Source organism: Paenibacillus sp. ATY16, assembly GCF_003399985.2.
Taxonomy (GTDB): Bacteria; Bacillota; Bacilli; order Paenibacillales; family Paenibacillaceae; genus Pristimantibacillus; species Pristimantibacillus glycanilyticus.
Genome location: NZ_NMOK02000002.1, coordinates 24,621 through 43,794 on the forward strand (window position 1 = coordinate 24,621; position 19,174 = coordinate 43,794).

Here is a 19,174-nt window from a genome sequence, read left to right on the forward strand (position 1 = left end):
CGGCGGAAGCCGAACCGGGAGCAAGGCATAACGCTAATACGACAGGCAGCCATTTCATTCGCGGAAGATCACCTCGGGAACACAGTTTGTGCTAGTATGTCCGGTGATGCTTCCAATCATGTCCTAAGTTCCCAGTGTAAAGAAGCTGTACACAATGAGGAAAAAGGCGAATGCGATTAAGACGATCGATACGATTGCCATCCATCTGCGCAGGTGTGGCGCCATGGAATCGCGCTTAAGAATAACAAGGCCGCCAAGCACGAAGGCGGAAATGATAAATATTGCGTTTACGGAGCCCATCTGTTCCTCCTGAAAAATTGCATAGCAATTTTGCTTCGGAAGCATATGCTTTAATTTGCGAAGCAAATTACTACGAAAGCATGCGCTAGTCTATTGTCTATGCACCGTGTTGTAACGATATGTGTTCGCCGTGCAGGTTAATATTTCCTGCCGGTTTATACCTCTTTCAGCGCTTTCAGAATATTTTCCCGTTCTTCCTCGCGTCCGGCGAATTGCTCGGGTTTAAACCGGTTTTCCGCCCAATGCATCATTTCCGGACGGCTGACGAAGGTATGGGTCTCTTCACCCCATTGATCGGAAATTTCGCGGACGATCAAGGTTTTGCCTTGAACCTCCACGGTAAGCATATTGTATTTATCGGTTTTGAAAATTTCATGTTTTTTAAACATTGTTGCAAGTCCACCTTTCCTTACCTAGATATACTGTTCATCATAGCCAAATTTAGGGGTGGAAATCAATAATAGCGAATGGTAGAATTAGGGTATTCTGCAAGCAGGCGGAATGATGAGACGAGAAGAGCCGAGTTGAGGAGCGTGTTTGAGATGAGTAAGCAGGTATACGAGCAGGTTGGCGTGGCAATGACATGCCGGGGATTTGACGAGTATGCGAGAATGTTTGAGTTAACGGAACGCGAGCTGGCAAAGGGTAAAGTGCTGGATGTCGCCGGTGGCGGTTCCTCGTTCACCGCGGATGCTGTAAGCCGGGGATATGATGCAACCGCTGCGGATCCCCGTTACGCGTTGGACACAGTCGCGTGGCTCGAAGAGGCGGCAGCCGAGATCCAGATCTCTACGGCCAAGCTTGATAAGCTGAGGGAGCATTTCGACTGGAGCTATTACGGCAGCCTGGAGCAGCATCGCGAAGGACGGCTGCAATCGCTTGAGAGGTTTCGCATGCATTTGCAGTCAGCTGAAGGGCGCAGCCGGTATGCAGCCGGGTCCTTGCCGGAGCTTCCGTTTGAAGACCATGCTTTTTCGCTTGTCCTGTGCAGTCATTTCCTTTTTCTATATGCCGAGCAATTTGGCTTTGAGTTCCACAAGCAATCCCTTCTGGAATTAATGCGGGTGTGCAAGCCGGGCGGAGAGGTAAGAGTCTATCCGCTGTATTCCTTAGGCTGGAAGCCGTACGAACGGATGGATGAACTGCTGGCTGCCGTTAGGGCAAACGGCGGGGAGCCTGAGCTGCTGACATCGGGACTTCCTTTTATTCCGGGCTCCAGTCAATTCCTTCGAATTGCAATTTGTTGATTTTTCCAAATTAGGCAGATATAATGATGTTACTCGTCGTTTCAAGCGGCGGTTATTTTAGGAGGTAGTGAAAGTTGAAGGGAACAGTTAAATGGTTTAACGCTGAGAAAGGCTACGGTTTTATCTCGGTAGAGAATGGCGAAGACGTGTTTGTCCATTATTCCTCTATTCAAGGCGACGGCTTCAAGTCGCTGGAAGAAGGTCAGTCGGTAGAATTCGAAATTACACAAGGCAATCGCGGTGCACAGGCGTCCAACGTCATTAAATTATAAGATCAACCCCTTATAAGCACGCACGCAAGAGAGCAAAAGAGATCCTTCTCGATACGAGAGGATCTCTTTTTTTGCTTTATTAAGAATGATTTCGCGCGAATATATGCTGGCAGAAGAACAGAACCGCCGAGATCAGGGCAAGCACGGCTCCCATTTGATAAAAGCTGCTCCGTCCGAAATGCTCGAAGAAATATCCTCCGACCGTACCGCTGATCAGGCCGGCGAGTCCCGACCATACAACGGCATAGACGGCCTGGCCGGAAGAACGGTATTCGTCCGGAATAAGCTGCGACAAGTAACGGAGTGCCGTCGAGAAATAGATGCCGAAGCTGACGCTGTGCATAAGCTGCGTGCTGAGCACAAGACGGGGATCCTCCAGCACGGAAGCCAGCCAGAACCGGAGCATATACATCAGGCAGGCGAATACGAGCAATGGCAGCTCTTTGAATTTATGTCCGTATTTGCCCATCAGGAATAATACCGGAATTTCGCTGATCGCGGAGAATAGCCAAGCCAATCCAACCTGGGAATCCGATGCGCCCATCTCCCGCAGGGCAACGGCCAGGAAGCTTTCGTTCATCCGGTGGCTGATCGACACAAGCAATATAATGAAGAAGAAAAATAGGATTTCGGGCTTGCGAAGCAATTTGAAAAATCCCGAAAAGTCGATTTTGCGGGTATTCCCATGGTAATCCTTCAGGAAGAACGACAACAGGATCGTGACGGTTATCGTGCCCAGACCAAGCGGCAACGTCCATTCCGTGCCAATCCCTTTCAAGATTAAACCAAACAGGTAAGCCGATACGGCAAAACCAAGCGAGCCGAATATGCGGATTAGCGCATAAGGTGTCTTAATGTGCTGGCTGGCGAGCAGGATCAGGCTGTCGCTAAGCGGGTTCATTGGTGTCTGAAAGAAATAAAAGGCCGTCATGACGAGACAGATAAGAGCAAAGTGATGAACCGGGAACAAGAGAGAGATCATAACCAGCTGACCGAACAGCAGAACGGTAAGCAGCTTCTTGATCGTCCGGAACCTGTCGCTGGCCATGCCTAGCAAGAGGTTTGCAAAGATAGAGATAAAAGGACCGGTCGAATAAATAATGCCGATCTGATGCGCCGAGAACCCCTGATCCATAAAATATAAGGGGATGTAAGAGATGAGCAGAGCCTGCGTGGAGTACATCGCAAAGCTGAAGGCCCTAAGCGAAAGCGTATCCCGTTTGACCGTAGCCGCGGAAGGCGTCTCGCTGCCTGAGTGATCCATATGTTTTTCCTCCTGAAAAGAATTAACGCGCGTTCTTCGCGATAATTCTTACTTCGTAAGCATGTACTTATCAAAACAACATTGTTTAACAGTATAGCATGATAGGCTGGATTATTGTTTGTCGAAATGGTACATTATTGTCTGGAGGTTCACGAATGTTGATGTATCGGTTTGAGTGGAATGAGCGGCTCTTAATCGCATTGCCGGTGCTCGAAGCGGACTGGGAGCAGTATTCTTCCGTAGAGCAGTCGGACATCGTGGAACGCTGGGAGCTCATTAGGGGAACAATACCGGATCGGGTTATGGAATTTGAGAGAGTTATTAACCGTATGCAGAATCAATTGTACGAGGAAGAGAATTTCGAAGAGTCTTGCCGTTTGAACGCGGAGATTGCGGAATACGCCAGCCGGATTAACGACCTGCATATCTGGTACCGTACGAATCAGGAGCTGGATTCCCGCCGGCATGCGTAAGGCTGTCTTAGAAAGGGGTGCGTTGTGAGAGTAACGACTTTGTCCGGCAATCGGGTACCCGAACGCCCGTTAAAGCTCATGCACCGCGTCTACAAGTACATATTGCCTGAAGTGAATATCGAGCTGCGCAAGCTGCGCAGGCTGGCCGAGCAGATCCCGGATCCCGAGCTTAGGTCGCAGGCCCTTCAGAGCATGGACAGCAAGAAGTTTCATTGCCAAGGCGGCGCGATTTACGCGTCTATGAATTTGGACGAGCGGTATGTTCTAATCCCGCTAATAGTGGCGCTGCAGACGATCAGCGATTATTTGGACAATCTGTGCGACCGGAGCACTTCGCTGGATCCGGATGATTTCCGTTTGCTCCATCAATCGATGCTGGATGCGGTCGACCCGTCAGCGGCGGTAAAGGATTACTACGCTTTGCGCCAGGAACGGAACGACGGCGGTTATTTGCATCATTTGGTAAATTTATGTCAACACTGTGTTTCAATGCTGCCTTCGTATGCTTCGGCACAGCCGTATGTTACGGAGCTTGTTGGCTTGTACACCGATCTTCAGGTGTATAAGCATATCCGCAAGGACCTGCGCGAGGAGAGCCTTCTCGCTTGGTGGAAGCCGCATGCCCACAGGTTTCCCGATTTATATTGGAATGAATTTGCAGCCGCGACGGGCTCGACGCTAGGCATGTTTATGCTGTTTACCGCGGCGAGCGACAAGACGCTACGTCCGGAAGACGCGGAAGCAATTAAAAATATATATTTTCCGCATGTGTGCGGCCTTCATATCATGCTCGATTATTTGATCGATCAGGAAGAAGACCGAGCCGGCGGCGATTTGAATTTCTGTCATTATTACGACAGTCAGCAGCAGCTTGTAGAACGGATTGTCACGATTGTTAATAGGGCCAGGGAAGATGTGAAAAAACTCCCCTCAGCCGGCTTTCACCGGCTTATAATCGAAGGGCTGCTAGCCCTTTACCTATCCGATCCCAAGGTCCGGACCCAGTCGGATGTGCTGGCCGCATCCCGCAAGCTGATGAAGAACAGCCCGCTTACCCGCCTGTTTTTTTTGGTCAACAGCATCTGGATTCGAAGACAACAGGTTTAGATAAAACTACTTGGAGGAATGATTATGTCATCTGTAAAATCTATTGCTGTATTAACGAGCGGAGGCGACTCTCAAGGCATGAACGCGGCGGTCCGCGCCGTTGTCCGGAGCGCTCTGTATAATGGTCTCGACGTATATGGCGTTCAACGCGGCTATCAAGGTCTGATTAATGATGACCTCTTCAAGATGGATCTTCGCAGCGTAGGCGATATCATCCAACGCGGCGGCACGATTCTTCAAACGGCGCGCTGCAAAGAGTTTACGACGCTCGAAGGACAGCAGCGCGGCGCTGAAGTACTGCGTGCGCGCGGTATTGACGGTCTGGTCGTGATCGGCGGCGACGGTTCTTATCAAGGCGCTAATAAATTAAGCAAGCTTGGCATTAAGACGATGGGGCTTCCCGGTACAATCGACAACGATATTCCGTTTACGGACTTCACGATTGGCTTCGATACCGCTGTCAGCATCGTAGTCGACGCGATTAACAAAATCCGCGACACCATGTCTTCGCACGAACGTTCGTCGGTTGTGGAAGTTATGGGCCGTCATTGCGGGGATATCGCTTTGTACGCGGGTCTTGCGAGCGGCGCGGAAACGATCATCGTTCCGGAAGTGCCTATCGACATGGCTGAAGTGTCCGCGCGCATGGAGAGCAACTTTGCAAAAGGCAAACGCCATAGTATCGTAGTTGTTGCGGAAGGCGCGGGACGCGGTGAAGACGTGGCAAGAGAAATTACGAAGGGCTGCGGACTGGAGCCTCGAGTAACGGTTCTGGGTCACATTCAGCGCGGCGGCACGCCAACGGCGATGGACCGGATTCTGGCAAGCCGTCTGGGCGACTTTGCCGTTCATCAGCTGATGGAAGGCGAGTCCGGCAAAGCCTGCGGTATTGTCCGCGGCGAGCTGGTAACGACGGATATTGATAAAGTCGTTAATTCCAAGAAGCCGTTTAATATGGAAATGTACAACCTGGCTCTTCGCCTTTCCCAATAAGACAAGCCTGTATAACGAGAATGCAACCCGCCAGAGCAATTGCTGCTCTGGCGTTTTTTTGTTTAAATTGGGTTTACAATGCCGTAGTATTCTTCAGAAAGACTAGAATGTTGGCAGGAGAGGGATGAAATGAATGAGACAAGAGAAGAAGGAGCGTAATGTCGGAGGGAGCTGGCGTCCGTTTCTGAAGCTGATGCTCGACACCAAACCTTCGAAATGGCTGCTCGGAATCGCGATAGGATTAAGCGTGATTTCTACCGTTGTTGGGCTGGCGGTACCTTTATTAACGAAAAATGTGGTGGACAGCTTTTCCATTACCGATATAAGCACTATGCAGATTATTGGGCTATGCCTGGCTTTTCTAGGGCAAGCGGCGGCATCGGGGGTTTCCATCTACTTGCTGAACCGGGTTGGGCAAAGCGTTGTCGCAAGCCTGCGCGACCGGTTATGGAAGAAGCTGCTAGTCTTGACCGTGCCCTATTTCGATAAGCACCGGACAGGGGATACGGTAAGCCGGGTAATCAATGATACGGGAATCGTCAAAGGATTGATTACCGAGCATTTGACCGGATTTTTTAACGGCTTGATTTCGATTGTTGGCGCGGTAACGATCCTACTGTTCCTGGATTGGAAAATGACGCTGCTGATGTTGACCGCCGTGCCGGTTGCGATGCTGATCTTTATTCCGATTGGCCGGAAGATGACGAAGATTTCTAGAGAGCTCCAAGACGAGACCGCAGCCTTTACTACGGTGCTTGATCAGGCGCTGTCGGAAATCCGATTAGTAAAAGCATCAAATGCAGAAGACTATGAATATAACAACGGCAAGCGTTCCATCGGAAAGCTGCTTGCTCTCGGCATTCGGGAAGGCAAGCTGCAGGCGATTATTTTCCCGATTGTAGGACTGGTCATGATGGGGATGCTTGTTCTGATTATTGCTTACGGCGGAATGCGCGTATCGTCAGGAGAGCTGTCGGCCGGCGATTTAGTCGCTTTTATTCTGTATCTGATTCAGATCGTGTTCCCGATTAACCAGATTTCGCAATTTTTCACGCAAATGCAGAAGGCGATCGGAGCGACGGAGCGGATTATCGCTACCCTGCATTCGGAAGAAGAGCCTTTGCGCCAAGGTCGTCCTTTGCAAGACGCAAGGCAGCCGATTGTGGTGGAAGACGTCGCGTTTGCATACGGCGAGCAGGATGACGTTCTCCGGAATATCGATTTTACGCTACAGCCGGGTACGGTGACGGCGATTGTTGGTCCGAGCGGAGGCGGGAAAACAACCCTGTTCTCGCTTCTTGAACGTTTTTATGAACCGCAGCAAGGAACGGTCCGGATTGGGCAGGAGGATATCTTCGAGCTGTCCTTGCAGGACTGGCGCAGCAGGATCGGCTACGTATCGCAGGAAAGCCCGATTATTGCCGGGACGATCCGGGATAATCTCACTTACGGCACGGGCAGAACGATAACCGATGAAGAAATAGAGCTGGCTGCGAAAATGGCGTATGCGGATGTCTTTATCGATGAGCTTCCGGGCCGGTACAGGGCGGAGGTCGGCGAGCGAGGCATCAAGCTTTCCGGCGGGCAGCGCCAGCGTATTGCAATCGCAAGGGCCATCCTGCGCGATCCTCAAATTCTGATGCTGGATGAAGCGACTTCAAGCCTGGACAGCAAATCGGAGATTGTCGTACAGCGGGCTCTCGACAATCTGATGGTTGGACGTACAACGCTGGTTATTGCGCATCGTTTATCCACGGTGGTGGATGCCGATCAAATTTTGTTTGTCGAGAAGGGAACGATTACGGGAAGAGGCACGCATGAGCAGCTGCTGCAATCCCACGAGCTGTACCGCGAATTCGCCAACCAGCAATTGCGTTTAGAGAAAATCTCGTAAAGAAAGGGAGAATGAACATGGCTTGCATTATGGTCGTTGACGACGATTTGCATATTCGGGAATTAATCAGCCATTACTTGAAGGTTGAAGGATTTGAGGTGCTGGAAGCCTGTGACGGGCTGGATGCCTTGAGAATATTGGATTCGGCCAAAGCGGATCTGGTCATTATGGACGTGATGATGCCCAACATGGACGGCTGGGAGTTATGCGCCGAGATCCGCGATCATTATGATCTGCCGCGGCTTATGCTGACGGCGAAGGGGGAGACGGCCCAGAAGCTGAAGGGCTTTGAGCTGGGCGCCGATGATTATCTGGTTAAGCCGTTTGAACCGCTGGAGTTAATCGCGCGGGTGAAGGCGCTGCTTAAGCGTTACCGGATCGCTTCTTCGCAAACCGTTCAGGCGGGGGATCTTACTCTTGACCGGAAAACCTATGCCGTTCAGGTCAATGGGCAGAGCATGACGCTGCCGCTTAAGGAATTCGAGCTTTTGTTCAAGCTGGCCAGCTATCCGGGGCAATCGTTCTCGCGCGGACAGCTCATTGAAGAAATATGGGGATATGATTTCGAAGGGAACGAACGGACGCTGGATGTCCATATCAATCGGCTGCGCGAAAGATTCCCCGAAGCGCTGCATACGTTCCGAATTGCGACGATTCGCGGGCTAGGCTATCGTCTGGAGGTGCAGGGTTGAAGGATAAGCTGAAGCTTGTACTTAAAGTTCTCGTAAGAATCGGCCAATTCAGCCTCATGCTTTCATTTGTTACGGCATGCTGGACTGCCGTTTATTTTTTTAGTCACTGGCTATACAACCAAATCAATTGGACTCCTCATCATTATGTCGCTCAACTGTTGAATCTGCTGGGCGGTTTCTTTTTGATGGGGATTGTGATCCAGTTGATCGGCTTCTTCTTTTTTCACAAGAGGCAGAAGGAATTTACGAATTCGATGAGAGATGCACTAAGACGGATTGCTCAAGGGGATTTCAAGGTGCGTCTCAACTTCGGCAAGATGGATCCAAGGTACATGGAGATTCTTGACGAGATTAACCTCATGGCGGACGGACTGGAGAAGCTGGAGGAGCTTCGGCAGGAGTTTATTTCCGACGTTTCGCATGAAATCCAGACGCCCCTTACCTCCATCAGCGGATTTGCGCGTGCGCTGCAGAACCAGTCGATTGATTCTGACACCAGGATGAAATATTTGCGTATTATCGAAGGTGAAAGCTCCAGGCTGTCCAAGCTCAGCGAGAACCTGCTCAGGCTTGCCTCGCTTGATTCGGAGAAGCATCCCTTTGAGCCTAAGCGTTACCGGCTGGACCGACAGCTCGGAACGCTTATTCTTTCTTGCGAGCCGCAATGGACGGGGAAATCCATTGAACTTAATGCGGATCTGGACGATGTTTACGTGGAAGCCGATGAAGATCTGCTCAGTCAGGTCTGGATTAATCTGATTAGCAACAGCATCAAGTTTACGCCGGAAGGCGGTCAGATTGACGTTACTTTAAGGCGAAAAGGGAGCTTTGTGGAATTCCGGATCAAAGATACCGGGATTGGCATTGCCGCCGATCAGCACGAGCTTATTTTCGATCGCTTTTTTAAATCAGACAAGGCAAGAAGCCGCAAGGTTGGGGGAAGCGGGCTTGGGCTGTCGCTGGTGAAAAAAATCGTCGAGATGCATCAGGGCACCGTTGTCGTGGAAAGCGAGCTTGGCCATGGCTCCGTTTTTATCGTAACGCTGCCTGCAATGAGGAGCCATTTGTAAGAACTTTGTAAGAAATGCTTTCGAGTTCGTTTAGAATTCACGGTTATGATAAACGATAGATTCAAAACTTCCGCAGTCAGGGTGAGTACGATTGTCCATACGAGTAAAGCTGTACATGTCGTATTTGGCCATGGTTTTTCTGCCGATGGTCTTGATCTTGGGTTTTGTCGTGTTTGTGCTTTATGCCGGAGGCATGCAGGATTTGAGGGAATATTTCCGCGTGGAGAAGGAGGAGAAGACGAACCAGTCCCTTATTTACGGTGAATTGAAATACGTTCTCGAGAACGATACCGACAAGCTGTCGTCCCCTGCTTATACGGATAAGCTTCAACGGAGGCTGGCCGATCAATGGGCGGGCCTCATTATGACGAAGGACGGGATCGTAACGGAGGTTCCGGTATTTTTGAAGGAACTGTCACCGCATGAGGATTGGCAAGGTTTGTTTGACAAGTCCCCGGACACGGTATCTTTCAGAGCTTTCAAGTTCCAAGTCAACGATATCGCCTTTCGCTATCCGGACGGGCATAACGGACAGATGCTGCTTCTTCGCCGTTACGATGTGGTGCCGCCGCTCTGGAGGCCCATTGGAACTTTGATCTTTATCGCGTTTATAGGATTATCCAGTCTGATTCTGACCTATTATGTATCCCGAAGCATCATTCGGCCGATTCATGCGCTGAAGACGGCCGCCCTGCAGATCAAAGACGGCGATTTATCGCAAAAGGTTGTTGTCAAGAGCAAAGGGGAGGTTGGCCAGCTCGCCGCCGCCTTCGAAGCGATGAGGATTCAGCTCAAGCAATCCATCGATCAAAGCTTGCAGTACGAGGAAAACCGGAAGCAGCTGCTGTCCCATATCTCGCATGATTTGAAGACGCCTATCTCCGCGATTAAAGGCTATGTGGAAGGCATTATGGACGGCATCGCCAACACGGACGAGAAGCGTCAGCGTTATATGGAGACCATCTATCACAAGGCTAACGACATGGATCAATTGATTGACGAATTATTTTTGTTTTCCAAACTGGATTTGCACAAGGTAGCCTTTGATTTCAAAACGATCGATTCGGTCAAATATTTAGGGCATTACCTGGAGGAGCAGCGGTTTGATCTGGAGAAATCCGGCGTGCAGCTCAGCTTCCAGGCTCCCGCGGGGCAGTTGCTCATTGCGGCCGATCCGGACAAGCTTGGCCGGGTGCTTACGAATATTTTGAACAACTGCGAGAAGTATATGGGCCAGCTCCCGGAATCGGCGGATAAGAGGGTTACGGTATCGGTTCGGGAGAGAGGAAGCGATGTGCTCGTTGCCGTCGAGGACACGGGACCCGGGATTGAGAAGGAAGATCTTCCGTATATCTTCGACCGGTTCTACAGGGCAGAGCAATCCCGGAACTCCGAGACGGGTGGAAGCGGGTTAGGTCTTGCTATCGTCAAACAAATTATTGAAGGGCATGGCGGTACGGTCTGGGCGGAAAATGCGGAAGGCGGAGGAGCAAGATTCTGCTTCCTTCTCCCCAGAGCGGAGCCGGTTAGAACGGTGGTGATAGAGCATGAAGAGCATACTAATCATTGAAGATGAGAAGGCGATTGCCGAGCTGGAGCGGGATTACCTGGAGAGCCACGGTTTTGCCGTCGAGATTGAAGGGCGCGGAGACGTCGGGCTGCAGAAGGCTTTGGGCGGCTCCTACGATCTGATCATTCTGGATGTCATGCTGCCGAAGCTGGACGGATTCGAAATCTGCCGCCAGATCAGGCAGACGAAAAATATTCCGGTGCTGATGGTAACGGCGAAGAAGGAAGATATCGACAAGATCAGAGGACTTGGTCTAGGCGCGGATGATTACATGACGAAGCCGTTTAGTCCAAGCGAGCTGGTGGCAAGGGTGAAGGCGCATTTAGCCAGATACGAGCGGCTGACTGCCGAGCGGGGCGAGAGTCACGAGCAGATCGGAATCCGGGGGCTTATGATCGATAAAACATCCAGAAGAGTTACGATTCATGACCGGGAGGCCATGCTGACTTCCAAGGAGTATGATCTCTTGCTGCTTCTAGCCTCCCATCCTAACCGGGTTTTTGAGAAGGAGGAGCTGTTTGAGCGGATATGGGGTCTTGACTCAAACGGCGACGCAGCTACGGTAACGGTTCATATTCGGAGGCTGCGTGAAAAAATCGAACATGACCCGTCGAACCCGCAATATATCGAGACGATATGGGGCGTCGGATACAGGTTCAAAGTGTAAGAGCAAGAGCAGATAATAGAGAAGGAGTGGGAAGGTTTGAAGAGCATTATCAAGTTTTCGCTGAATAACAAATTTGCTTTATGGATCATGACGGTTATCGTCCTGTTCGCGGGCCTGTACTCCGGCCTGAACATGAAGATGGAGACGCTGCCGGACATTACGGTGCCAATCGTCAGCGTAACCACGGTGCTGCCCGGCGCAGCGCCGGAAGAAGTAATGGAGAAAGTTACGAAGCCAATCGAGCAGCAGACGCGGAATATGGAAGGGGTAGACAGCGTCAGCTCGACTTCCTTCGAGAATGCATCGTCGGTCATCATTCAATATAAATTCGGTACCGATATGGATAAGGCGGAAAGCGATGTAAAAAGCCTTCTTGCCGACTTGAAATTGCCTGAAGGAGCGCAAGATCCGGATGTATCCCGGATCAGCCTGAATGCCTTCCCGGTCATTTCTCTTAGCTTCGCAAACGACAAGCAGGATCTGGCGCAGCTGACCGATCTGGTCAACTCCAGCGTTTTGCCTGAACTGCAAGGGATTTCTGGGGTGGCGGATGTTCAGATTTCCGGCCAGAACGTGATGCAAGGGCAGCTTGCGTTCGATCAAGCTAAGCTTGCGCAGCTTGGCCTGACGGAAGATGCCGTGAAAGGCATCATTCAAGCCTCCGCAATGAAAGCTCCGCTTGGGATCTTCGAGTTCGGCGATACCGAGAAAGCGGTAGTTGTTGACGGCAACGTATCTACGGAAGAAGATCTGAACAATCTGATTCTGATGCCGAACGTTAAGCTTAGCGATGTGGCGAAGCTGACGGTTGAAGGCAAAGCGGAATCGGTATCCCGCACGAACGGCAAGGATTCCATCGGCATTAACATTGTAAAAGCGGCGGATGCCAATACGGTTGACGTTGTTAACAACGTGAAGGATGCCATTAAGGTTATGGAAGAGAAGAACGATGGCCTGACGATCGTTACAACGCTCGACCAAGGCAAACCGATTGAGAAATCGGTTGAGACGATGATCACGAAGGCGGTTATCGGTGCTTTGTTCGCGGTGCTCATCATCATGATCTTCCTGCGCGACATCCGTTCCACGATTATTGCTGTCGTATCGATTCCATTGTCGATTCTGATTGCGCTGCTCATCTTGAGCCGGATGGATATTACGCTTAATATTATGACGCTTGGCGCCATGACGATCGCGATCGGGCGGGTTATCGACGACTCGATTGTCGTTATCGAGAACGTGTACCGCCGTATGGCGCTCAAAGGCGAGAGGTTGAAAGGCAAAGAATTGATTCTGGATGCGACCCGCGAAATGTTCGTTCCGATCATGTCCTCGACGATTGTAACGATTGCCGTATTCCTTCCGCTGTCGTTTGTATCCGGCATGGTTGGCGAGATCTTCACGCCGTTTGCCTTGACCGTCGTATTCGCCCTGCTCGCCTCCTTGCTTGTTGCGATTACCGTCGTACCAATGCTGGCTCATATGATGTTCAAGAACGGCATCAAGGAAGGCAAGGCTGTAGACCACGACAAGCATGGCCGACTGGCAACCTGGTACAAAGGCATTCTGTCATGGTCGCTTAATCATAAAGTCGTTACCTCCCTTATCGCGATTGTTCTGCTTGTAGGCAGCCTCTCGCTAACGCCGCTGATCGGCATGAGCTTCCTGCCTGGCGATGAGCAGAAGTCGATGATCGTGACTTACAACCCGGCTCCGGGCGAAACGAAGGAGCAGGTTGAGGAAATGGCGCTGAATGCGGAAAAAGAACTGATGAAGCGCGAAGGCATTGATATCGTGCAGTACGCGGTAGGCGGACAGAATCCGATGAACCCCGGCGCATCGAAGCAAGCTTTGTTTAACCTGACTTACGATGAAGACATGAAGAACTTCTCTGAAGAGAAGGATCAGATCGTTCCGCTGCTTCAGAAGCTGGGCGGCAAAGGCGAATGGAAAGAGCAGAACTTCGGTGCTGGCGGCGGCGTAGGCGGTTCGACGATCTCGATGGTCGTATACGGTCCGGATATGGATTCGCTTGATCCCGTTGTTGCCGATCTGATGAACAAGCTGAAAGAAAATAAAGATCTGGAGAAAGTGGACTCGAGCCTCTCCGAGCGTTATGAGCAATACCGCATCGTAGCGGATCAAGCGAAGCTTAGCCAATACGGCCTGACTGCCGGTCAAGTGGCAATGGCGCTTAGTCCGGTTAGAGAAAATCCGGTATTGACGACAATCAAGAAAGACAATGAAGACGTAAATGTTTACGTTAAAGTGGATACAAAGACGTATAAGGAAAAGTCCGACCTGGAAAACGTCAAGCTTAAATCGCCTGTTACCGGCGCAGAGGTAGCTCTGAAGGATGTCGTTACCATTGAAGAAGGCAAGTCTCCGAACACGATTACCCGTCTTGACGACCGCATCAATGCGGAAGTAACGGCTGACGTGGTATCGTCCAATGTTAGCGCCGTGTCCTCGGATCTTCAGAAAACGATTGACGGCATGAAGCTGCCGGCAGGCGTTGAGATCAAAATGGGCGGCGTAACGGAAGACATGCAAGAATCGTTTATGCAGCTTGGCTTGGCTATGCTTGCCGCTATCGCTGTTGTTTACCTGGTCCTTGTTATCACATTCGGCGGAGGGCTTACACCGTTTGCCATCCTGTTCTCGCTGCCGTTCACCGTTATCGGTGCATTGGTTGGCTTGTGGATCGCAGGGGAGACAATCAGCGTGACCGCTCTGATCGGTATGCTAATGCTTATCGGCATCGTGGTAACGAATGCGATCGTACTCGTAGACCGCGTCATTCAGAAGCAAAAAGAAGGCTTGACCGTTCGCGAAGCGCTGCTTGAAGCAGCGGGCACTCGTCTGCGTCCAATCCTGATGACCGCGATCGCTACGGTTGGCGCGCTTCTGCCGCTGGCGTTTGGTTTCGAATCGGGCGGCCTGATCTCGAAAGGGATGGCGATCACCGTTATCGGCGGTCTGATCAGCTCGACGCTGCTGACTTTGATCTTCGTACCGATGGTCTATGAATTGTTCAACCGCAAGAAAAAAGCTAAGGCAATTGTTGAGTAATTTATATAGAATTTAAAAAAGGCTTCTTCGATCCGTAATTGATCGAAGAAGCCTTTTTTTGCGGTCAGCGGAGGTTATTTCGAGTCGTGCGCGACTTTTGCGCGTTTGTTTCAACCACTTATTAAGTTGATCAAGAAACAAACCGCAAGGAACGCGCGACCGAAATAACCGGAGCGCTAGTATTTGACGCCCTCAGAATAATTGTTTCCGGCGTTCCATAACAGGTATTCGTCAACTCCGGCGTCATGGAGGGCTTTGATTTGGGCTTCGACCTCAGCCGGGCCGTACTTTATATAATGGCCTTTGCCCAGCCAACTGGCAGTGAAATCCTGGATCCAAGGACGGATGATCGGCTTCTTGTCTCCGATCGGATCGAGTTTTTTATGCGTATCTTTCATTGCTCCGGCAATGGTGGCATACGGACTCTTGTCCGGATCCTGCTGATCGAACCACCCTGCGCCGTAATGACTTGGATAGATCATAGGAGAGATAACGTGAACATCGCTTGATATCTTTACAAAGTCTTGGCCTATGCCTTCAGCGGCAGGCACGGAGGCGGCATAGCCGAATATATCGACGGAAACCCGAACGCCAAGCGGCTCGAGCTGCTCCCGGGCGTATTTCACGAAGCCGGCTACAGCGTCAACCCGGCTTTGGTCGGTTTTCGTGAAAGTAAGCGAATCGGCTTTCTTCTCGAATCCTTCCGGGAAACGCACGTAGTCGAATTGGATTTCTTTGAAGCCTAATTTCACCGCTTCCTTGGCAACTGCGACATTATAGTCCCAAACCTCGCGCAGATACGGGTTTACGAAGCTGTCTCCTTTGCCGTTAGCCCATAAGGAGCCGTCTGCGTGACGGTAGGAGTACTCGGGATGCTTTTTCGCCAGAACCGTATCCTTGAACACGACAATCCGGGCAATCGGATAGACCTTGTGGGCCTCCAGTTTCGACATCAGGGTCTGAATGTTTGGGATGAATTTCCGCGTGGTGCCAAGCTTCAGCAGCTCGGGCGTTTGTGTCGGATAGGTTATGTATCCGTTATCATCCTTAATGTCGATAACCATGCTGTTAAGCTCTGTATCGTCCATAAGCTTCAGCAGAGAGTTCAGACGCGATCCACCGGCGCTGTAAGCCGTTACGTAGACGCCTTTGACTGTTGGTGCCTCCGGCTGGGGATCAGCCTTTAAGCCGTCTCTGAACGCTTCTGGCGTTGCGGTGGTCATTGCCGGTACGGCTTGGATAATCGTTTTTCCTGCGGCTGCGTTAAAAAGAGAGGCAGCAAGCTGTTTCGAGGCGGCATTTTCTTCTCCGGTTCCCGTAACAAGATGATACAAAAGCATCAGCGTCGAAAAGATAATGTCCATAATTATGCCCTCTCCCCGTTAGCGTTTTCATCCAAATTATAAAGCAGAAGAAGGAATCGTGGCATTATTTTTTTCGGTCCGGCTTCTTTCTAAGCAGGCAATTGTTTCAAGTCCCGCTGCAAACAAAAAAGCCTGCCGGCACGAAGCCGACAGGCTAATCTTTCTAGATTTAATACCCCATTTTGTCATTGCAGTAAAGCCTGTATTTGATGCTCGCAAATGCTGTGCTGTACAATTTCCCTTGCATCTTCCGGTTCCAGAACGGCTAATCCATCCCGCAGCACGATGTTAATCGCAAGCTCGCGCTTCGTGAGGAAAGAACTTAGCTCGGGCGCCAGCTTTTCCACAATCTGTGACAATGTGACTGTTTCCATATCCACCTGAGCATCACCCTTTCATCATAGGTTCAGGGCAAATCATATGGCAAGAAAACAAAATTAACGGGATAACCACATTATAACAGGATGAAATGCAAAAACATAGGGATATGTATATGATTCCATGTTTGTCTATTATACCTGGGCTAATCCTTCGACCGCCGGAAGTCACCTATAACCCCGACGGTTTCCACGATATTAACGAAGGCGCGGTTATCGATCGAGGCAATCGTTTTTCGCAGCTCGGCAAGCTCGTATCGCGTACGGACGGTCATCAGCATATCCTGTTCGGCAGACGTGTAGGCGCCTCTGGTCTTGATGATCGTAATGCCGCGAGGATGGCTTAGCAGCTTCGTAAGCATCTCCTCCGTCTTGGTGGTTATAATAAAGGCTGTTACTTTAATATGCCGGACATGGATGATGTCGACCACTTTACCCGCGATATAGATGGACAGCAGGGAGTAGAGCGCCAGATTCCAATCCTGCGTGTAGAGGACGAGTGCCGCGATGACAAGGCCGTTCAGGGTGAAAATAATGGATCCGACCGGCAAGTCCCTTTTGCGTGTTATAATGGATGCGATGATGTCGAAGCCGCCGGAAGATCCGCCGTATCTTAAGGTCATGCCTGTTCCAACGCCTAGGATAATACCGCCAAAGACGGAGGCCAAGACTAAATCTTTGGCTATGGCCGTAACCGGAATGAGCTGGAGAAATAAAGTGGAAGCCAGAACGGTGTACATGCTCCAGATGATAAACCGCCGTCCCACGATAAACCAGCCCCAGACGAGTACGGGAACATTTAGTATCAGATACAGCCAGCCGATATTTCCGCCTGTAATGTAGCCGATCATCATCGCAACGCCGGACAAGCCGCCGCTCAACAATTGGTGGGGAATGAGGAACAAATTGAACGCGCCTGCAATAAGCAAAGCGCCTATGGTCATAACTACTGCGGTAACACCGGGTTTAAAAATCCATTTGTTCATTTTTGGTAATCTCCATAATTGAATTCGCCGAAAATCAGCGGTTGTTAATCTATGGTAGTATGGCTTTTTGCCCATTGCTGGTATTCGTAAGTTGTTATGTGCTATAATGGTTTGGATATTTTTTAGTAGGCTGCAGATAAAAGGAGTATGAGAAAAGTTTGAAAACATTTGCTGAATTTGGCCTGGAACCGAAAGTGTTGCAGGCAATTACGGAGCTTGGATTTGAGGAATCTACCCCAATCCAAGACAAATCGATCCCAATTGCAATGGCGGGGAGCGATATGATTGGTCAAGCACAGACGGGTACAGGCAAAACGGCTGCATTCGGAATTCCACTTATTAACAAAATTCCGACTAGTGAAGAACGCATCGTTGCATTGATTATGACGCCAACCCGCGAGCTTGCTATCCAAGTAGCAGACGAGATCGGGAAGCTGACTAAATACAAAGGTCTTCGTTCACTGCCGATCTATGGCGGACAAGAAATCGGTCGCCAGATTCGCGCGCTGAAAAAGAAGCCGCAAATTATTATCGGTACACCGGGCCGTTTGCTCGACCATATTAACCGCAAGACCATTAAGCTTGAAGATGTACAGACCGTTGTTCTTGACGAAGCGGACGAAATGCTGGACATGGGCTTCATGGAGGATATCCAATCCATTCTGAAGCAAGTGCCGGAAGAGCGCCAAACTTTGCTGTTCTCGGCAACTATGCCTCCGAACATTCAGAAGCTGGCACAGCAATTCCTGAAAAATCCGGAGCATGTAGCGGTTATTTCAAAACAAGTTACAGCACCAACGATTCAACAAAATTATTTCGAGGTTCACGAGCGTCAGAAATTCGAAGCGCTAGCCCGCTTGCTCGATATGGAATCGCCTGAACTCGCAATCATTTTCGGTCGTACGAAACGTCGTGTTGATGAGCTCAGCGAAGGTCTGCAAAAACGCGGATATTCGGCTGATGGCTTGCATGGTGACCTGTCTCAGAACCAGCGCGATAACGTTATGCGCAAATTCCGCGACGGCAGCATCGATGTTCTCGTGGCAACGGACGTTGCGGCGCGTGGTCTCGACGTATCGGGCGTAACTCACGTTATCAACTTCGACCTTCCGCAAGACCCTGAGAGCTACGTTCACCGTATCGGCCGTACCGGCCGTGCCGGTAAAGAAGGCTCCGCTTATTCTTTCGTAACGCCTCGCGAAGTGGATCATCTTCACTTCATCGAGAAGGTTACTCGTCAACGCATCAGCAAGAAGCCTTTGCCTAGCCTGGCCGAAGCGATCGAAGGCAAACAACGCCTTACCGCTGAGCGCGTGCTCGAAGTTGTTCAGAATGAAGACTTCACCGAGTACAAAGGCATCGCAATCCAATTGCTGGAGCAATACGATTCCGTGCATTTGATGGCAGCGGCTCTGAAGCTGCTTACCGGCGAGAAGAAAGACGTTAGCGTTGAACTGACGCCGGAAGAACCGCTTCGCGCTAAAAAACGCAAGCCGGATATCCGCTCGAATGGTCGCCGTTTCTCCGGCGGATCGTTTGGCGGCGGCAACCGCGGCGGCGGTCAAGGCGGCGGCGGATACCGCGGCCGTGATGACAGACGCAGCAATGGCGGCGGAGGTTCCCGCGGCAGCTATGAAAACCGCAATCGCGACAACAACGGTGGAGGACGCGGACGCAGCGGCGAAGGCCGTAGCAACAGCAGCGAACCGCGCCGTCCGAAATATTCGTCTGAAGACTTCGTAAACAACTAAGGTATGTAGATCAGGGGAAGTCCGTGATGCCTAAACGGGCATCCGGGCCTTCCCTTTTTTTCATAATCATTCTAT

At 50.7% G+C, this 19,174-nt stretch carries 18 protein-coding genes; 12 read left to right on the forward strand and 6 right to left on the reverse strand.

Annotation, left to right across the window (positions count from 1 at the left end):
* Positions 1-123 precede the first annotated feature (123 nt).
* Entirely contained in the window at positions 124-300 is a 177-nt protein-coding gene (locus tag CFI03_RS00830; protein ID WP_164775547.1) for a hypothetical protein, read from the reverse strand.
* A 155-nt stretch (positions 301-455) separates the two neighbouring features.
* On the reverse strand, positions 456-689 hold the full coding sequence (locus CFI03_RS00835; RefSeq protein WP_015843719.1) for a hypothetical protein: 234 nt from the start codon (positions 687-689) through the stop codon (positions 456-458).
* 153 nt (positions 690-842) lie between these two features.
* On the opposite strand from CFI03_RS00835, the gene CFI03_RS00840 reads away from it, so the two are divergent.
* Together CFI03_RS00840 and CFI03_RS00845 are read left to right on the forward strand one after the other, a co-directional pair.
* Positions 843-1,547, forward strand: coding sequence for a class I SAM-dependent methyltransferase (locus CFI03_RS00840; protein WP_248756155.1), 705 nt, complete (start codon positions 843-845; stop codon positions 1,545-1,547).
* A gap of 74 nt (positions 1,548-1,621) precedes the next feature.
* Positions 1,622-1,819, forward strand: a complete 198-nt coding sequence (locus CFI03_RS00845) for a cold-shock protein (protein ID WP_127496577.1) — start codon at positions 1,622-1,624, stop codon at positions 1,817-1,819.
* A gap of 79 nt (positions 1,820-1,898) precedes the next feature.
* Here CFI03_RS00845 and CFI03_RS00850 read toward each other — a convergent pair whose 3' ends face one another.
* The gene (locus CFI03_RS00850; protein WP_248756156.1) at positions 1,899-3,083 is read right to left on the reverse strand and encodes an MFS transporter; all 1,185 of its coding nucleotides are present in this window, start codon (positions 3,081-3,083) and stop codon (positions 1,899-1,901) included.
* Between the two features lie 155 nt (positions 3,084-3,238).
* Here CFI03_RS00850 and CFI03_RS00855 point away from each other — a divergent pair, with 155 nt between their 5' ends.
* The 9 genes from CFI03_RS00855 to CFI03_RS00895 all read left to right on the forward strand — a co-directional run bounded on the left by CFI03_RS00855 (position 3,239) and on the right by CFI03_RS00895 (position 14,621).
* Positions 3,239-3,556, forward strand: a complete 318-nt coding sequence (locus CFI03_RS00855) for a hypothetical protein (RefSeq protein ID WP_248756159.1) — start codon at positions 3,239-3,241, stop codon at positions 3,554-3,556.
* A gap of 78 nt (positions 3,557-3,634) precedes the next feature.
* On the forward strand, positions 3,635-4,663 hold the full coding sequence (locus CFI03_RS00860) for a tetraprenyl-beta-curcumene synthase family protein (RefSeq protein WP_248756398.1): 1,029 nt from the start codon (positions 3,635-3,637) through the stop codon (positions 4,661-4,663).
* A 24-nt stretch (positions 4,664-4,687) separates the two neighbouring features.
* Entirely contained in the window at positions 4,688-5,656 is a 969-nt protein-coding gene (gene pfkA / locus CFI03_RS00865) for a 6-phosphofructokinase (protein WP_127496574.1), read from the forward strand.
* A gap of 133 nt (positions 5,657-5,789) precedes the next feature.
* Complete coding sequence (locus CFI03_RS00870; RefSeq protein ID WP_283094370.1) at positions 5,790-7,550, forward strand: ABC transporter ATP-binding protein; 1,761 nt, start codon at positions 5,790-5,792, stop codon at positions 7,548-7,550.
* Between the two features lie 17 nt (positions 7,551-7,567).
* A complete protein-coding gene (locus tag CFI03_RS00875; RefSeq protein WP_127496572.1) occupies positions 7,568-8,242 on the forward strand; it encodes a response regulator transcription factor in 675 nt (224 codons plus the stop codon).
* Positions 8,239-9,312, forward strand: a complete 1,074-nt coding sequence (locus CFI03_RS00880) for a sensor histidine kinase (RefSeq protein WP_248756160.1) — start codon at positions 8,239-8,241, stop codon at positions 9,310-9,312. The genes CFI03_RS00875 and CFI03_RS00880 overlap by 4 nt, the downstream gene beginning before the upstream one ends.
* A 91-nt stretch (positions 9,313-9,403) precedes the next feature.
* A complete protein-coding gene (locus CFI03_RS00885; protein ID WP_248756162.1) occupies positions 9,404-10,882 on the forward strand; it encodes a sensor histidine kinase in 1,479 nt (492 codons plus the stop codon).
* Entirely contained in the window at positions 10,860-11,549 is a 690-nt protein-coding gene (locus tag CFI03_RS00890; protein ID WP_127496569.1) for a response regulator transcription factor, read from the forward strand. The genes CFI03_RS00885 and CFI03_RS00890 overlap by 23 nt, the downstream gene beginning before the upstream one ends.
* Positions 11,550-11,585: 36 nt before the next feature.
* Complete coding sequence (locus CFI03_RS00895) at positions 11,586-14,621, forward strand: efflux RND transporter permease subunit (protein WP_201004973.1); 3,036 nt, start codon at positions 11,586-11,588, stop codon at positions 14,619-14,621.
* 176 nt (positions 14,622-14,797) lie between these two features.
* On the opposite strand, the gene CFI03_RS00900 is transcribed toward CFI03_RS00895, so the two are convergent.
* From CFI03_RS00900 to CFI03_RS00910, 3 genes are all read right to left on the reverse strand, one after another.
* Positions 14,798-15,985 carry a putative glycoside hydrolase gene (locus tag CFI03_RS00900; RefSeq protein ID WP_248756163.1) on the reverse strand — a complete coding sequence of 396 codons (1,188 nt, stop codon included), beginning with the start codon at positions 15,983-15,985 and terminating at the stop codon, positions 14,798-14,800.
* A gap of 185 nt (positions 15,986-16,170) precedes the next feature.
* Positions 16,171-16,359, reverse strand: a complete 189-nt coding sequence (locus CFI03_RS00905) for a hypothetical protein (RefSeq protein ID WP_015843733.1) — start codon at positions 16,357-16,359, stop codon at positions 16,171-16,173.
* A 149-nt stretch (positions 16,360-16,508) separates the two neighbouring features.
* The gene (locus tag CFI03_RS00910) at positions 16,509-17,348 is read right to left on the reverse strand and encodes a YitT family protein (protein WP_167195973.1); all 840 of its coding nucleotides are present in this window, start codon (positions 17,346-17,348) and stop codon (positions 16,509-16,511) included.
* 158 nt (positions 17,349-17,506) lie between these two features.
* On the opposite strand from CFI03_RS00910, the gene cshA reads away from it, so the two are divergent.
* The gene (gene cshA / locus CFI03_RS00915; protein ID WP_248756164.1) at positions 17,507-19,099 is read left to right on the forward strand and encodes a degradosome RNA helicase CshA; all 1,593 of its coding nucleotides are present in this window, start codon (positions 17,507-17,509) and stop codon (positions 19,097-19,099) included.
* The last annotated feature ends 75 nt before the right edge of the window (positions 19,100-19,174 follow it).

What these genes read in the sequence shown, in the direction of transcription:
- CFI03_RS00830 (WP_164775547.1), bottom strand. Translation starts at nt 300, where the DNA reads ATGGGCTCCGTAAACGCAATATTTATCATTTCCGCCTTCGTGCTTGGC.
- CFI03_RS00835 (WP_015843719.1), bottom strand. Translation starts at nt 689, where the DNA reads ATGTTTAAAAAACATGAAATTTTCAAAACCGATAAATACAATATGCTT.
- CFI03_RS00840 (WP_248756155.1), top strand. Translation starts at nt 843, where the DNA reads ATGAGTAAGCAGGTATACGAGCAGGTTGGCGTGGCAATGACATGCCGG.
- CFI03_RS00850 (WP_248756156.1), bottom strand. Translation starts at nt 3,083, where the DNA reads ATGGATCACTCAGGCAGCGAGACGCCTTCCGCGGCTACGGTCAAACGG.
- CFI03_RS00855 (WP_248756159.1), top strand. Translation starts at nt 3,239, where the DNA reads ATGTTGATGTATCGGTTTGAGTGGAATGAGCGGCTCTTAATCGCATTG.
- CFI03_RS00860 (WP_248756398.1), top strand. Translation starts at nt 3,635, where the DNA reads ATGCACCGCGTCTACAAGTACATATTGCCTGAAGTGAATATCGAGCTG.
- pfkA (WP_127496574.1), top strand. Translation starts at nt 4,688, where the DNA reads ATGTCATCTGTAAAATCTATTGCTGTATTAACGAGCGGAGGCGACTCT.
- CFI03_RS00870 (WP_283094370.1), top strand. Translation starts at nt 5,790, where the DNA reads ATGAGACAAGAGAAGAAGGAGCGTAATGTCGGAGGGAGCTGGCGTCCG.
- CFI03_RS00875 (WP_127496572.1), top strand. Translation starts at nt 7,568, where the DNA reads ATGGCTTGCATTATGGTCGTTGACGACGATTTGCATATTCGGGAATTA.
- CFI03_RS00890 (WP_127496569.1), top strand. Translation starts at nt 10,860, where the DNA reads ATGAAGAGCATACTAATCATTGAAGATGAGAAGGCGATTGCCGAGCTG.
- CFI03_RS00900 (WP_248756163.1), bottom strand. Translation starts at nt 15,985, where the DNA reads ATGGACATTATCTTTTCGACGCTGATGCTTTTGTATCATCTTGTTACG.
- CFI03_RS00905 (WP_015843733.1), bottom strand. Translation starts at nt 16,359, where the DNA reads ATGGAAACAGTCACATTGTCACAGATTGTGGAAAAGCTGGCGCCCGAG.
- CFI03_RS00910 (WP_167195973.1), bottom strand. Translation starts at nt 17,348, where the DNA reads ATGAACAAATGGATTTTTAAACCCGGTGTTACCGCAGTAGTTATGACC.